This is a genomic window from Kribbella caucasensis (assembly GCF_004361855.1).
Lineage (GTDB): Bacteria > Actinomycetota > Actinomycetes > Propionibacteriales > Kribbellaceae > Kribbella > Kribbella caucasensis.
Genome location: NZ_SNWQ01000002.1, coordinates 74584 through 88928, shown reverse-complemented (window position 1 = coordinate 88928; position 14345 = coordinate 74584). Strand labels below are relative to the sequence as shown.

Annotated in this window: 16 protein-coding genes; 7 read left to right on the top strand and 9 right to left on the bottom strand. The window is 67.4% G+C overall.

Features of this window, described 5'->3' with window-relative positions:
- The first annotated feature begins 15 nt into the window (after window positions 1-15).
- From EV643_RS04525 to EV643_RS04515, 3 genes are all read left to right on the top strand, one after another.
- On the top strand, window positions 16-921 hold the full coding sequence (locus EV643_RS04525) for an aminoglycoside phosphotransferase family protein (protein ID WP_166665319.1): 906 nt from the start codon (window positions 16-18) through the stop codon (window positions 919-921).
- Between the two features lie 113 nt (window positions 922-1034).
- Window positions 1035-1376: a YciI family protein gene (locus EV643_RS04520; protein ID WP_133798689.1), complete on the top strand. Its 342-nt coding sequence runs from the start codon at window positions 1035-1037 to the stop codon at window positions 1374-1376.
- Between the two features lies 1 nt (window position 1377).
- Window positions 1378-2616: an RNA polymerase sigma factor gene (locus EV643_RS04515; RefSeq protein ID WP_133798688.1), complete on the top strand. Its 1239-nt coding sequence runs from the start codon at window positions 1378-1380 to the stop codon at window positions 2614-2616.
- A gap of 75 nt (window positions 2617-2691) precedes the next feature.
- Here EV643_RS04515 and EV643_RS04510 read toward each other — a convergent pair whose 3' ends face one another.
- From EV643_RS04510 to EV643_RS04485, 6 genes are all read right to left on the bottom strand, one after another.
- Window positions 2692-3009 carry a helix-turn-helix domain-containing protein gene (locus EV643_RS04510; protein WP_133798687.1) on the bottom strand — a complete coding sequence of 106 codons (318 nt, stop codon included), beginning with the start codon at window positions 3007-3009 and terminating at the stop codon, window positions 2692-2694.
- A gap of 68 nt (window positions 3010-3077) precedes the next feature.
- Window positions 3078-3335, bottom strand: a complete 258-nt coding sequence (locus tag EV643_RS04505) for a type II toxin-antitoxin system RelE/ParE family toxin (protein ID WP_238165357.1) — start codon at window positions 3333-3335, stop codon at window positions 3078-3080.
- Window positions 3336-3394: 59 nt separating this feature from the next.
- Window positions 3395-4222 carry a carbohydrate ABC transporter permease gene (locus EV643_RS04500; RefSeq protein WP_133798686.1) on the bottom strand — a complete coding sequence of 276 codons (828 nt, stop codon included), beginning with the start codon at window positions 4220-4222 and terminating at the stop codon, window positions 3395-3397.
- On the bottom strand, window positions 4219-5160 hold the full coding sequence (locus EV643_RS04495; RefSeq protein ID WP_133798685.1) for a carbohydrate ABC transporter permease: 942 nt from the start codon (window positions 5158-5160) through the stop codon (window positions 4219-4221). The genes EV643_RS04500 and EV643_RS04495 overlap by 4 nt, the downstream gene beginning before the upstream one ends.
- A gap of 12 nt (window positions 5161-5172) precedes the next feature.
- Window positions 5173-6564, bottom strand: a complete 1392-nt coding sequence (locus EV643_RS04490; RefSeq protein WP_166665318.1) for an extracellular solute-binding protein — start codon at window positions 6562-6564, stop codon at window positions 5173-5175.
- A gap of 217 nt (window positions 6565-6781) precedes the next feature.
- Complete coding sequence (locus tag EV643_RS04485; protein WP_133798683.1) at window positions 6782-7792, bottom strand: ABC transporter permease; 1011 nt, start codon at window positions 7790-7792, stop codon at window positions 6782-6784.
- A gap of 108 nt (window positions 7793-7900) precedes the next feature.
- Between EV643_RS04485 and EV643_RS04480 the strand changes: the two genes are divergently transcribed.
- The 3 genes from EV643_RS04480 (at window position 7901) to EV643_RS04470 (ending at window position 11951) form a co-directional block, all read left to right on the top strand.
- Window positions 7901-8500, top strand: coding sequence for a TetR/AcrR family transcriptional regulator (locus tag EV643_RS04480; protein WP_133798682.1), 600 nt, complete (start codon window positions 7901-7903; stop codon window positions 8498-8500).
- 119 nt (window positions 8501-8619) lie between these two features.
- A complete protein-coding gene (locus tag EV643_RS04475) occupies window positions 8620-9441 on the top strand; it encodes an ABC transporter ATP-binding protein (RefSeq protein ID WP_133798681.1) in 822 nt (273 codons plus the stop codon).
- A complete protein-coding gene (locus EV643_RS04470; protein ID WP_133798680.1) occupies window positions 9438-11951 on the top strand; it encodes an FtsX-like permease family protein in 2514 nt (837 codons plus the stop codon). The genes EV643_RS04475 and EV643_RS04470 overlap by 4 nt, the downstream gene beginning before the upstream one ends.
- A 103-nt stretch (window positions 11952-12054) precedes the next feature.
- Here EV643_RS04470 and EV643_RS04465 read toward each other — a convergent pair whose 3' ends face one another.
- On the bottom strand, window positions 12055-12669 hold the full coding sequence (locus EV643_RS04465) for an NADPH-dependent FMN reductase (RefSeq protein WP_133798679.1): 615 nt from the start codon (window positions 12667-12669) through the stop codon (window positions 12055-12057).
- A gap of 60 nt (window positions 12670-12729) precedes the next feature.
- Window positions 12730-12951, bottom strand: a complete 222-nt coding sequence (locus EV643_RS04460; protein ID WP_238165356.1) for a DedA family protein — start codon at window positions 12949-12951, stop codon at window positions 12730-12732.
- Between the two features lie 327 nt (window positions 12952-13278).
- Here EV643_RS04460 and EV643_RS04455 point away from each other — a divergent pair, with 327 nt between their 5' ends.
- Window positions 13279-13584 carry an ArsR/SmtB family transcription factor gene (locus tag EV643_RS04455; protein ID WP_133798678.1) on the top strand — a complete coding sequence of 102 codons (306 nt, stop codon included), beginning with the start codon at window positions 13279-13281 and terminating at the stop codon, window positions 13582-13584.
- 115 nt (window positions 13585-13699) lie between these two features.
- On the opposite strand, the gene EV643_RS04450 is transcribed toward EV643_RS04455, so the two are convergent.
- A complete protein-coding gene (locus EV643_RS04450; RefSeq protein ID WP_166665317.1) occupies window positions 13700-14320 on the bottom strand; it encodes an antibiotic biosynthesis monooxygenase in 621 nt (206 codons plus the stop codon).
- Window positions 14321-14345 lie beyond the last annotated feature (25 nt).

The window sequence follows — 14345 nt, the reverse complement described above, 5'->3', positions numbered from 1 at the left end:
GTCGGAAGGAGGCACATGAATGCCACTGATCAATGGGCCGACGTCGCGCACTGGTGGTTGTTGCTGGGCGGCGATCGGCGGGGCGAGTTGGTTGACGCACGGACGTTGGCCGGGGGCGCGTCGGGATCAGCCGTGTACCTCATCGAAACCTCCGGCGAAGCAGGCCCCAAGGAGTACGTGCTGAAGGTTGCATCACATCAGACACTCCGGGCGCGGGCCAACCGTGAGCTGAGCTTCTACCGCGACCTCGCCCACCACGTCCCAGTCGTCGTACCGAAGCTCGTCGCCGCGATCGAGCACTCCGACGGCACCTGTCTGCTCCTCGAGTCAGCCGGCGCAGCGCCAACCCCCGAGCACTGGACCTCGGCTCGCTGGGCGCAGCTCGCGACCGAGCTCGGCCGCCTGCACACACAGACACCAACCCAGTGGACAAGGCCCCCACGGCAACCAACCGCAGAAGAAGTCGAAGACGCCACCCGCACCTGGGAATCCCTCGGCCACACCCAGCTCCTCGCGCCTTTGTGGGAGAAACTCGACACCCTGTACGCCGCGCTCAGCGACCTACCGACCTGCTTGCGACACGGCGACTGGCACCTGGGCAACCTGCTCACCGACCCCGCCGACCGGTTCGTCTGGATCGACTGGCAAGAGGTCTGCCTCGGACACGGCCCCGAAGATCTAGCCCTGCTCTGGCAACGGGCCGAGTTCGACGGCCACACCCCACCCCGCGACGCCATGCTCGCGGCGTACGCGGAAGCCCGCAGGCTCCCCGCCGACAAGTCGCTCCACCGCGCAACCGTCGCCGCCGAACTGCTGCTCCTCCTCATAGCCTGGCCGCCGTACCTCGCACACGCACCCGACCCCCGTCGAGCCCGCATGTTCCACCGCCTCGAACGGCTCATCGACGCCTGGAAACACTGACAAAACATCTCATCGGCCAAGCTTGTCGATCTGGGAAGGTCTCGCGCATCGATGTGGTAGCAACAGGAACCGGCGAGCGGTTCCACCCCAGCGGACAACGAGAGGTGTCACCAATGGGCAAGTACTTGATCATGATCTACGACAACGAGGCGGCGTGGGCGGCGGCCGACCCGAGCGTGGATGAGGCGAACCACCTGCGGCACGGTGAGTTCGCGCGGGCCAACCAGGCGGCGCTTCGCGGCGGCGCACGGCTGGGTGAGAGCAACACGGCGACGTCGGTGCGGCCGGACGGCAACGGCGGGTTCGCGGTGACCGACGGGACGTTCGCCGAGACCAAGGAAGTCCTCGGCGGTTACTACATCATCGAGGCCGCGGATCTCGACGAGGCGCTGACAATCGCCAAGCAGGTGCCGGCGCCGATGGGCGGGATCGAAGTACGGCCGATCATCGACTGACGTGGCCGACACCGCGAGTACGGTCGCCAGGGCGGTCGAACAGGCCCACGAACACGAGTGGGCCTTCGTCCTGGCGGCCACCGCGCGCGTCGCGGCGGACCTCGACCTCGCCGAAGACTGCGTGCAGGACGCGTATGCCCAGGCGCTGGTGCACTGGCAGACTCAAGGGATCCCACGCCGGCCGGGAGCCTGGTTGACCACGGTCGCAACCCGGCGTGCACTCGAACATCGCCGACGGGCCGCGGTCTCACAGCGAAAACTGCCGCTGCTGATGCCGGATCCGGTCGACGAGGACGAGGCGGCCGCCGGCGTGTTCCCGGACGACCGGCTGCGGCTGGTCTTCACGTGCTGTCACCCGGCCCTCGCCCAGGAGGCCCAGGTCGCGCTGACGCTCCGGCTGGTCTGCGGACTCTCGTCGCCCGAGATCGCCAAGGCGTTCCTGGTCAAGGAGGCGACGATGCAGGCGCGCATCACCCGGGCGAAACACAAGATCTCCCGCTCCCGCATCCCGTACCGGATCCCGCGCCTCGCCGATCTCCCCGAACGCATCGACGGCGTGCTCGACGTGGTGCATCTCGTGTACGCCGCCGGCCACACAGCCAAGTTCGGCGACGAGCTGATCCGGACCGACCTGACCAGGCGCGGACTCGATCTCGCCCGGACGGTTCACCTGCTCCTCCCCGACAGCGGCGAGGCGACCGCATTGCTCGGGCTACTCGTGCTGACCCAGGCTCGTCACGCCGCACGAGTCGATGAGGCCGGCCGGCTCGTCCTGATGCGGGACCAGGATCGCGCCCGGTGGGACTCCACGTCGATCGACGAAGGTCTAGCCCTGGTACGAGACGCGCTGGCGCAACCACCCGCCGGACGTTTCGCGTTGATGGCCGCGATCGCCGCCGTACACAGCGAAGCCGGGCAGTGGGAGGACACCGATTGGGACGAGATCCTCGGCCTGTACGACCTGTTGCTCGCGCGCTGGCCGTCGCCCGTGGTCGCCCTCAACCGCGCGGTCGCCCTCAGCTACGTCGACGGACCCGAGGCAGCCCTCGACGCGATCGACACCCTCGCCGCGGAACCAGCCCTTGCCACCTACCCGTACCTCGCGGCCACCCGCGCCGACCTGCTCCGTCGCACCGGCCACAACCAGGCAGCCGCAGCGGCATACGAGGAAGCCCTTGCCTTCACCGACAACGCGGTCGAGGCCGAGTTCCTGAGCACAAAACTGGATGAGCTGCGCTAAGCCCCTCGAGCCACGGTTCATCACCGCAACACACGACGCGTCGCTCACTGTCGGCGGGGCGCGGCACGCGGACGATCAGCCGAGGACTAGCCGCTCGTCGCCGAAGTTGGCGATGATCTCAAGCTTGCCGCCAAGTGCTTCGACGTACTTGCTGATGGTGCTCAGCTCGGATCGGCTCAGCTCGCCTCGCTCGATCGAGGACACCGCCGCCTGACTGATGTGCAGGCTCTCGGCCAACTGAACCTGAGTGAGCCCTTGCTGCTGGCGCACCTCAGCCAGGCGATAGGCACGCTGCTCGGCCCGGGCCTCCTCCTTCTGAGCAGCGACGCGCGCCTCAGCTCCCGGGGTGTTGATCCGGTCACCCCGTACGTCCTTCCACTTCCGGTGCGCCATCCGTCCATACCTCCTTCGCCAAGTATGAGAGTCCGCTTCGCCTGAACTGCCAGCGCGAGGTTCAGACATCAGGTTCGTCCGCCCAGCGGGAGCACCGCCTGCGTCTGGGGATCGAACGCGAACAGCACGCGTAGCTTCCCAGACCGGAGCTCCTTCATGTTGGAGTGCCGAGAACCCTTGATCGTGTCGACTGTCGGGCGCGGCGTGGCCGGCCCCTGCTCTGCCAGCAGATCGAACCGACCGGCGAGGGCCTCGTAGTCCTTCTCCGGCAGCGAGTTCAGCCACTTCTCGCAGCCGGAGAGAACGTAGATCTGATACTCCTCCACCAAGGAAGAATACAAGACAAAGCTTGTAGAAGCTAGAACTTGTTATGCGTCTGCGCGAACTAGCCCTTGATGGCTCCGCCGAGGGCGAAGGCTCCGCCTAGTTTGCGGCTGAGGAGGAGGTAGAGGAGTAGAACGGGGGTGGTGTAGATGAGGGAGTACGCCGCCAGCTGGCCGTAGTTCGGTTCGCCGTACTGGCCGAAGAAGGTGAAGATGCTCACCGACGCCGGCAACCGTTCCGGCGAGAGCAAAAGCATGAAGGGGACGAAGAAGTTCCCCCACATGCCGATGAACGTGAAGATCAGCACGACCGCGATCCCCGGCCACATCAGCGGCAGAACGATCCGCCGCAGCGCCTGCATGTTGCCCGCGCCATCGACCCACGCGGCCTCTTCCAGCGAGATCGGTACGCCGTCCATGAACGTCTTCGTCAGCCAGATCGCGAACGGCAGCGAACTCGTCGCCATGAACATGATCGTCCCGCCGATCGTGTCCACCAGATTCAGCTGCACGAACAGCCCGTACACCGGCACCATCACCGCGGTGATCGGCAACCCCGTGCAGAACAAAACGGTCAACAAGAACGGCCGGTTGAACTTCGACTTGAAGCGGGACAACGGATAAGCCGCCAGCACCGCGCAGACCATCGTGAGCAACGCGGCGCCGCCACACAACACCAGACCGTTCAGGACAGGCCGGTACGTCGTGTCCGTGTTCAGCACCGCCCGGAAGTTCTCCAGCGTCGGACTCGTCGGGAACTCCACCCGCAACCCCGCGGTCCGGTTGATCGAGGCGAACAGGACCCACAGCAACGGAAGGACGAACAGCACCCCGATCGCCAGCAGGATCAAATTGGCGGTGAGTTTGCTGATCCGGTCCCGGGCGATCATGCGGCCTCCGAGTTCAGTCCACGCAGGTAGATCAGCGAGAACACCGCCCCGATCGCCAGCATCACCAGCGCGATCGCGGTGCCGTAGCCGATCTGAGAGAAGCTGAACGCCTGCTCGTACATGTAAAGCGGCAAGGTCTGGCTCTTGGTCCCCGGTCCACCCCGGGTCATCGCGTAGATCAGGCCGAACACGCTCAGCGTCTGCAGCGTGATCAGCATCAGGTTGGTCAGGATCGCGCGGCTGATCATCGGCAGCGTGACGAACACCAGCCGCCGCGCGCCGGCCGCACCGTCCATCTCGGCGGACTCCTCGATCTCCTTCGGCACCTCGCTCAGCGCCGCGGAGTACACCAGCATCGAGAACGCCGTACCGCGCCAGATGTTGGCCAACGACACCGCGATGATCGGTGCCGCGTACAACCAATCCTGCCCCGGCAGCCCGACCCAGTGCAGCATCACGTTCAGGGTGCCGTCGTCGTTGAAGAAGGCGCTGAGCAGGTACGCCGCAACCACCTCGGGCAGTACCCAAGCGCCGATCACCGCGGTACCGACGAAGTTGCGGACCAGTTTGGTCGAGCGCCGCATCAGCAACGCCAGGCCGAGACCGAGGGTGTTCTGCCCGATGATCGCGGAGATCAGCGTGAACACCAGGGTCAGCCAGATCGCGTTGGTGAACGCGCTGCTCTCGAACGCCTTCCGGAAGTTGTCGAGCCCAACGAACTTCACCGCGTTCGCGCCGGTCCCGGTGAGCGCCATGTTGGTGAACGCCGCGTAGACGCAGTAGATGATCGGCCCGGCCAGGAACACCAGCATCAACCCGATGGCCGGTGTCAGCGGCAACATCCTGACCAGCTTGGCACCGCGCGGCGGCCCGCCCCGCCCGGTGGGTTCACCGGACGGAGCGGGCGCTGCGGCCGACGGCGCGACAGTCGTCGTCACAGAGAAGGTTCCTTACTGGCTCTCGGTCGTCGTCTTGTCCTTGCCGACGATGCTCTCGACCGCTTCGTCGTAGTTCTTCGCCGCCTCGTCGGGCGACGACTGCCCGGTCATCACGGCCTCCATCGCGGTGATGATCTCGTTGGAGACCTTCGGGTACTCCGGCAGCGCGGGCCGGTAGACGGTCACCGCGACCAGGTCGGTGAAGAACTGCGTGCTCTTCGCCGAGGACTTGTACCCCGCGTCGGAAGCGACGTCCTTGCGGACCGCGATCTGCGCGCCGTCGGTCGCGTACTTGGTCGCGTTCTTCTGCGTCTGCAGGGTCTTGATGAAGTTCCATGCGGCATCGGGGTTCTTCGACTTGGCCGGGATCGCCCAGGTCCAGCCGCCGGACAGGCTGACCTTGCCCTTGCCGCTGCCGTCCTGCGTCGGCATCGCGGTCTGGCCGAGCACCTCGGTCCACTGCGGCCACGGCTTGGCGCCGGTCTTCTGCCAGTTGTTGTAGAGCCAGGAGCCGTCCAGCGCGATCGCGAGCTTGCCGTTCGGGAGCAGGTCGCTGCCGACCTTGTTACCCCAGTTCGGGTCCAGCGACTGCTTCGGCTGCGGGGCGACGCCCTCGGTGAAGACCGTCTTGATGAAGTTCAGCGAGTCCTTGAAGCCCTGGCTGCCGACCACCCACTTGGACTGGTCGAAGTTGTACAGGGTGTCCTTGGTGCCGTAGAGCAGCATCTCGAAGCCCTGCATGGCCGAAGCCTCACCCATCGGCTTGCCGGAGTACACGTTCAGCGGGATGACACCGGGCACCTTCTGCTTGATCGTGCGGGCGGTGGTCAGCACGTCTTCCCAGGTCTTCGGCTGCCAGTCGGCGGGCAGTCCGGCCTTGGCGAAGATCTCCTTGTTGTACCAAAGAGCCCGGGTGTCGGTGCCGTCCGGGACGCCGTACGTCTTGCCGTCCTGCGCCTTCGCCGCACCCTTGGCCGTCTCCTCGAACTGGCTCCAGTCCGCCCAGTCCTTGATGTAGTCGTCCAGCGGCTTCAGGTACCCCGCGGTGATGTCGGAGTTGATCAGGAAGGTGTCCTCGTAGACGATGTCCGGCGCCGTGTTCGGCGACCGCATCATCAGTTGGAGCTTGGTGTAGTAGTCGTTCTCACTGGCCACGATCGGCACGATCTCGACCGTCGAACCGGGATTGGCCGCCTCGTACTCGGCCTTGGCGCCGGTGAGGAAGTTCTTCATCACCGTGCCCGGGCCCCACTGCTGATAGGCGATCTTGATGTTCGCCGGCCCGGCGCTCTGCGAGCCACCCGCGTCGGGCTCCTTGGTGGTCGACCCCTGACTACAGGCCGAGACCCCCAGCAGCAGTGCGCTCACGGCCAGCGCGCCGGCCGCTTTGAAACGTTTCCGCATGACCATCACGTCCACCTTCGGTCAATCGTTGTCATCCTGGTACCACAGCTCAAATCCTGCGGGCTCCTTCGCGACCGTAGAAGTCCCGCAGCCTCGAAGTTAATGGTTGACAGACAACGTTGTCCGGTGCGTGAACGCGCTGAGCGGTGACCGGGTCGTAACGATCCGGTCACCGCTCCTTCACACGCGCGGGGCGGTTGGTGGGGAAGGAATTCACTCAGACAGTCACGGGCGACCGCTCAGGGTGAGCCTGTACGACGCGCTGACGGCTGCGGAGTGCACCCAGTCCGCAGAGAGCGAGTCCGGCCGCCAGCCAGCAGGACAGCACCACGAACGACTGACCGGCGCCGGCCCCGTCGAAGAAGCTCACCGACCGCAACGCCGTACCGGCAGCTCCAGGCGGAAGTAGTTGCCCCAGCGAACCCCAACCGCTGGGCAGCATCTCCGGCGCACTCGTCAGACCCGAGAGCGGGTTGCCCAGCAGCATCATCGTCGCGGCGCCCAGCCCGAGCCCCGCCGTACCGATCAGCCACTCGAGCCCGAGCAAGGTGAGACTGATCGCGGCGATGGACATCGCGATGACGCCCGAGTTGGCCAGGTAGTTGCCCTCGAACGACCCGAGCCAGAACTGCAGCACCGCGGCCAGCGCGAGACCACCGCTCACCGCGAAGGCCAGCGCACCGGCCATCCGCCTGGCACCGGCCTGCACGAGCTGGGTCAGCAACGCGGCCGCGAGAATGCCTCCTAGGACCAGCGGCAACGCACCCGCGGCCAGACCGGCTCCTCGCGGATCATCGGCAGGCAACGGCACGACATCGGTGACCTTGGGCGCCGCCGACGGATCCTGGGCCGCCATCCGGCTCGCCAACTGGGTGAGAATCTGCGCCACCGCGGGACCGCCGGCCGACGCGGTGAGCACCTCCGGAGCCTGCGGATCGGCAATGATCGCGCCGTACACATCCCGGTCTTCGATCGCCTGTACTGCGGCCGCCCGGTCGGTCACCGGCTTGATCTCGAAGCCACCGGGCATCGCCTGTTCGAGACCGGCGGCCACCTGGGTGACGGCTGGTTGCGGACCCGCCACGGCCACCGGGAGGTCGCGTGGTTCGGAGCGCGCGGCCGGCCACGCGAAGGCGATCAGCAGCACCGTCAGAATCACGGTGAGCAGCGTGACGACAGCCACCACGGGCGGACGCCGTCGGCCCTCGGCGGCGGTTTGCTCGGACATCGTGGTCACTCCTCGAAAGGTAAAACCGAATGATCGTTCTTTATCACCACGAGCGTCCCGCGCTGCCGCCGAGTTGTCAAGAACGGATGTTCGTTTTATGTTCTCGGTATGCCCAAGGTCACTGAGGAGCACCGCGTCGCCCGCCGCCAGCAGATCGTCGACGCCGCCCGCACCTGCGTCGGCGAGCAGGGTTTCCACAAGACGACGATGGCGGACGTGATCCGGGAGTCGGGCCTGTCGGCCGGGGCCGTCTACGGCTACTTCAAGGGCAAGGACGAGATCGTCGCGGCGATCGCGGACGACGCCCTGAGCTCGGTCGATCTGCTGTTCCAGGAGATGCTGGCGGCCGAGGGGCCGCTGACCCCGGCCGCGGCGCTGCGCAAGACCCTGGACTTCGTGGTCAGCCTGGCCGAGCGGCACGGCACCGACGTCACCCGGATCGGGGTGCAGGCCTGGGCGGAGGCGCTGCACAACGAGGTGATCTTCGCGACCGCGTCCGCGAAGTACCGCATGCTCCGGGGCCATTTCGTCGACGTGGTCCGCCGGGCCCAGGCCGATGGCACCATCGCCGCTGACGCGAACCCGGAGTACGTCGGCCAGGTGATGTTCGGCCTCATCCCCGGCTTCATCCTGCAGCGCCTGATCCTCGGCGACGTCACGCCGGAGAGCTACTCCTCGGGCCTGGCCGCCCTCCTCGACAAGCCCTGATTCCCCCTGCCTGAGGTAGGTCTAGCTCCACCCCGATCGGCTGCCCAACTCCCTGGGGACGCCGTCGGACTCTCCGTAGCGTCATGAGCGTCAACCAGGACGCACGTGAGAGGCCAGCCATGAGGCGCAAGCACGAAGTCATCCAGAGGACTCCGAATTCCGTTGTCCTGCAGGACGTACGCCGGGTGTACGGACGCGGCAGCAACGCCGTGGTCGCCCTCGACGGCATCTCGATCAGCTTCGAGCGCGGCACCTTCACCGCGGTGATGGGCCCGTCGGGTTCCGGCAAGAGCACCTTCCTGCACTGCGCGGCCGGGCTCGACCGCCCCACTTCGGGTTCGGTCCTGATCGACGATCAGCCACTGGCCGGTCTGGGCGAACGGCAGCTCACCGAACTCCGCCGCGAGCGGATCGGCTTCGTCTTCCAGTCGTTCAACCTGCTCCCCGCACTGACCGTCTGGCAGAACGTCACCCTGCCCCAGGAACTCGACGGCCGCCGCCCGAACCGCGCCGCCGTCCGCGAGGTGCTCGACCGCGTCGGTCTCGGCGACCGCTCCAAGAACCGCCCCGGCGAACTGTCCGGTGGCCAGCAGCAACGCGTCGCCATCGCCCGCGCCCTGGTCGCCCGCCCGGCCGTGATCTTCGCGGACGAGCCCACCGGCGCCCTCGACACCCAGACCGCGGCCGACGTACTCGAGCTCCTCCGCGAACCGGTCCGCACCCAGGGCCAGACCGTCGTGATGGTCACGCACGACCCGGTCGCCGCCTCGTACGCCGACCAGGTCGTCTTCCTGGCCGACGGCATCCTGGCCGGCAGCCTCCACTCCCCCACGGCCGACCAGGTGGCCGCCCAGATGACCCACCTCGGCAAGCGCTCGGCGTGCACCCACAACGGCAACCGTTCCGCGCTGGCCGGCAACGCAAAGGTGGCGGCCCGATGATGCGCCTCGCCGTCCGCACCCTGCGCTTCCGCAAGGGCGGCTTCATCGCCACCTTCATCGCCGTCGTCTTCGGCACCGCGATCGTGCTGGCCTGCGGCGGCCTGATGGAAACCGGCATCCGCTCCAACGTCCCACCCACCCGCCTGGCCGAGGCCCCGCTGGTCGTCACCGCCAAGCAGTCCCACCTCCGCCCGGGCGCCGAGGACGCCACTCCCCTGGTCGAACAGGTACTCATCCCGTCGTCGACCGTCGCCAAGCTCCGGGTTGTCGACGGAGTCCAGGAGATCATCGGCGACGTCACCTTCCCCGCCCCCGTCCTCGCCGGCACCTCGGTCTCTTCGACAGGCGAAGGCCATTCCTGGTCCTCGGCCCGCCTGGCCCCATACCGACTGACCTCGGGTCGCCCACCAGCATCACCCGGCGAAGTAGTCCTCGACACCACCACAGCCCGTACGGCGAACGCCCGCACCGGCACCCGCGTAACCCTCTTGCTCGCCGGCGCCCCGAAGACCTTCGTCGTCACCGGCATCGCGGACGGCCCCGCCGGCCACACCTTCTTCTCTTCGGCGGAAGCAGCCAACCTCTCTGGTCACCCCGGCGCCTACTCCACCCTCGGCATCACCGTTGCCCCCGGCAAAGACCTCGCCGCGGTCAAGAAAACCGTTGAGGCAGCCGCCCCCGTGACCGTGCGGATGGGTGACGACCGCGGCCTCGCCGAACACCCCGAGGCGGCGACCGGCCGGGAGGCGGTGATCTCGATCGCCGGCTCGTTCGGCGGCATCGCGACCATGACGATGATCTTCGTCGTCGCCTCCACCCTCGCTCTCTCGGCCCAGCACCGCGAACGCGAGTTCGCCCTCCTCCGCAGCATCGGCACCACCCCCGGCCAAGTCCGCCGGATGATCCTCGGCGAATCCCTGCTCGTCTCCATCCCCGCAGTCCTGGTCGGCCTGATCCCCGGCTGGTTCCTCGGCCGCTACCTCTTCGACCAACTCGCCTCGCACGGCGTCGCCCCGGCGGCACTCGAGTTCCACCAGGGCCTGATCCCGTTCGCGGCCGGAGCGGGAGCCGCAGTACTGGCCGCCGTCGGCGCAGCCCTGATCGCCGCCCGCAAGTCCGCCAAGATCAAGCCCGTCCAGGCTCTGATGGAAGCCGGCCTGCAGCGCAAGTGGTTCAGCTGGGTCCGGCTCTTCTTCGGCCTGATCGCCCTCGGCGGCGGACTCGCCCTCGTCATCGTCACCGGCGCCGTCATGTCCGGACCGCTCGCCGCCGCGACCGCCGGCCCCGCCGTACTCTGCTGGGCCCTCGGCATCGCCCTCCTCGGCCCGTTCTGGACGAAGCTCACCCTGGCCCTGATCCGCTGGCCCCTGTACGCCGTGAGCCGGGTGAACGGCCGGCTCGCGATCGTCAACGTCACCACGCGATCCGTGGCGATGTCGGCCGCCGTCATGCCGTTGATGCTCGCCGTCGGGATCTCCACGGCGAACCTCTACATGCAGACCACCCAGGTCCACGCCTCCGAACAGGCGTTCACCAAGGACCTCAAGGCAGACGCCGTCCTCGTCTCCACCGCCGGCGCCGGCCTGGCCCCGTCACTGCTCTCGGAGGTCCGCGCCGTACCGGGTGTCGCGAACGCTTCCGCCTACGTCACCAGCACCGGCGCCATCGACGAGCCCCGCAACGCTCCCTTCGACGAGGAAGGCAGCCTCCTCCAAGGCGTCGGCCCACAGAACTCATCCGGTACCGCACCGGTCCGCCTGACCTCAGGCTCACTGGAGAACCTGACCGGTTCCACTGTCGCCCTCCCCGACCACGTCGCCACCAAGATCGATCGCGGCCTCGGTTCCAGCATCCGGATGACGTTGGGCGACGGGGCATCGGTCGACCTCCGCGTCATCGCCACCTTCGCCGCCGAGCGCGGCTACGAAAGCATCGTCCTTCCCGCCGATCTGCTGGCCGCCCATACCACCGACCGCCTGGCCCCACAGATCCTTGTCAGCTACGCCCCCGGCGCCAACCCCGCACCGGCCCTGGCCAAGCTCACGGCCACCCACCCCGGCGTACAGCTCGCCCATCGCGACGCGCTGATCGACACCTTCAACGAGGATCTCAAGACCCAGGCCTGGGTCAACTACCTGCTGGTCGGCCTCCTGATCGGCTACACGGGAGTCTCCGTCGTCAACACGTTGGTCTCGGCAACTATCCGCCGTCGCCGCGAATTCGCCCTCCAGCGCCTGACCGGCTCCACCCGCGCGCAGATCCTCCGCATGCTCAGCACCGAAGCCGCCTTGATCACGTTCGCCGGCATCCTGCTGGGCACGTGTGCGGCCATGGCCACCCTCATCCCCTTCAGCACCACGGTCTCCGACTCCCCCGTCCCGCACGGCTCCGTCTGGATCTACCTCTTCATCACCGCCACCGCCGCCCTCCTCACGTTCGCCTCAACCCTGCTCCCGGCAACCACCACCCTCCGCCACCACCCCGCCGACTCCATCTCCCGCCCCGACTGACCACCACCCAACCTGACCCACCCGCCAGCCTGACCACCCCCTGACCCGGCGACCCGCCAACCCCGCCCACCGACCAACCTGACCCACGCAACGCCCACGCCGGCTACTGCGCCGGCGTGGGCTCCGCGATCGGTTGGAGCGCGATCGTCGTCGCCTGAACCAGCCCGGCGTTGTGCCGAATCCACCCGGACAGCACCACCTGCAGATCCTCGAGATCCCGCTCCTCCAACGCGACCGGCGGCGTCGGGACGCTCGCACCAAGCTCCGCCAGAACCGGCCGCAACTGCAGATCCGCCAGCAACTTGTGCGAAGGCGCCGCCGACACCGTCACTGTCACCACGACCGACCCCGCCAACGCCTGCGCCGGCAACACATCCAGGAAACTCTTCAGCAGCCCCGTGTAACTCCCCTTGTAGACCGGCGTCGCCACCACCAGCACGGACGCCGACGACGCCAGCTCGATCGCCCCTTCCAGCGCGACCCGATCCTCGTCAGCCGCCCGCTCCCCCTGGAAGATCGCCGGGGCGAACGTGACCAGATCCACCAACTCGTCGATCCTGTACGGCGTACCGAGCTCGGAGGCCAGCAGTTCCGCCACCGAGGCAGCGGCCGCGGCGGTTCGGGACCCGGCTTTCGGATTCCCCACCACGGTGACGACGGATTGCGGCCAGACCGGCGGATCCGGAACGATCCGCGGCTCGAAAGCGACTGAGGGCATCGCGGTGTCTCCCAGCAATGATCGGCAATGAGATCTCGAGCGTAACCAAAGTCCAGCGGATCACTTGACTTTCTCAGATACCGAACGCCTGGCCCGCACCTTGACCATCACGAACCACGTCACCGCAGCGACCGCGGCGACCAGCACCACCTTCTGGAAGACGCCGACCGACGACTCCACCAGATGCCACTGCTCTCCCAGCAGGTAACCGGCGAGGATCAGCGCTGTGTTCCAGACGAGACTGCCGATAGCCGTCAGCACGAGGAAGAGTGATACCGACATCCGTTCCACCCCCGCCGGGATCGAGATCAGACTCCGCACCAGCGGCACAAGAGTCCTGGCCGTCAACCGCTACCTGAGTACCTGATCCGGACCCCACGATCACCTCGGTGCTGAGCCCATCCGATGGGCGGGTTGTTGCACCACTAACGGCCTATCCCGCCACTAGCGTGCCGTAACCCTTCAGCTGCGCGGCAATCCGTCATCGGTCCAACAACAAGCCAGCCGCGACCGCCCGAGCGGGCGGCTCAGCTCCGGATGGCGTTGACTGCGCTGCGGGAGATCACGGATCCCTACGCCTGAGTGGTCCTCGACGGTTATATTCCTTGTATGGCAACTACGTTCGAGGTGCTTGCGGAGCCGCGGCGGCGCGAGATCCTCGACCTGCTGCGGGCCGGCGAGCGACCGGTCGGCGAACTGGTCGAACACCTCGAGCTCAGCCAGCCGGCCGTGTCGAAACACTTGAAGGTACTGCGGGACGCCGGGCTGGTGGAGGTTCGTCAGGACGCCCAACGTCGGTGGTACCGGTTGAGGCCGGCCCCACTCGTCGAGGTCGACGCCTGGCTGGAGCCGTACCGCGACCTCTGGCGCCGCCGGTTGGACGCGCTCGAATCCCACCTCGACACGATGGAGTAGCCGCGCGGGCACGGATGCGGACTGTTTTGGTTGTGGGTGGGCCCTCCGGGACTGTCGCGGCTGCAAGTGGGTCGGGGGTGGTGGGGTCAGGTGCGTTCAGGGTGGTGAGTAGGGGTCAGGTGAGTTCGGGGACTCGCAAGTGCGCCAGGGCCAGTTCGAATTCGCCGGTGTCGAGGACTTCGGCGCCAGCGTCCTTGGCGGAGGCTGCGCGCATCGAGGCGGCGGCTTCGCGGGTGTTTTCCATGGCTTCCAGCGAGTCGTAGGTGACGGACGAGACTGCGTGACCGGAGGCGCGATCGACGAGGAGGCTGGCACTGCAGAAGCCGGAGAGCTCCTCGGCTCGCGGCAGCGCTGCCAGCTTGTAGACGTCGATGGCGCGGTCCATGTTGGCGGGGTCGACGTGGACCCAGGTGACCCGCACGCAGGCGCCGTCGGCGGTTCGGTGATCGCGGTGCAGAACGGCGATCTCCCATTCGTCGACGCGCGGGCTGCCGCCCATCAGCTCACCGATGCGCTCGCGGATCGGTGCGAGCTCCTCGTCGGTGTCCCGCATCGCGGCTTCGGACTGCCAGGCGCTGGTGGCGATACAGCGGCCGGATTCGCGGTCGACCAGCATCGAAAGGCCGATGCAGCCGTCCATCTCCTGGAGCCGTGGCATCACGTTGTCGCGCACCTCGGCGATGCCGGCGTCGATCGATTCCGGCATGGCCATGATCGTGGTGGAACGCGCGTACACGGCGTCCACCCCCTTCGATCTCGGG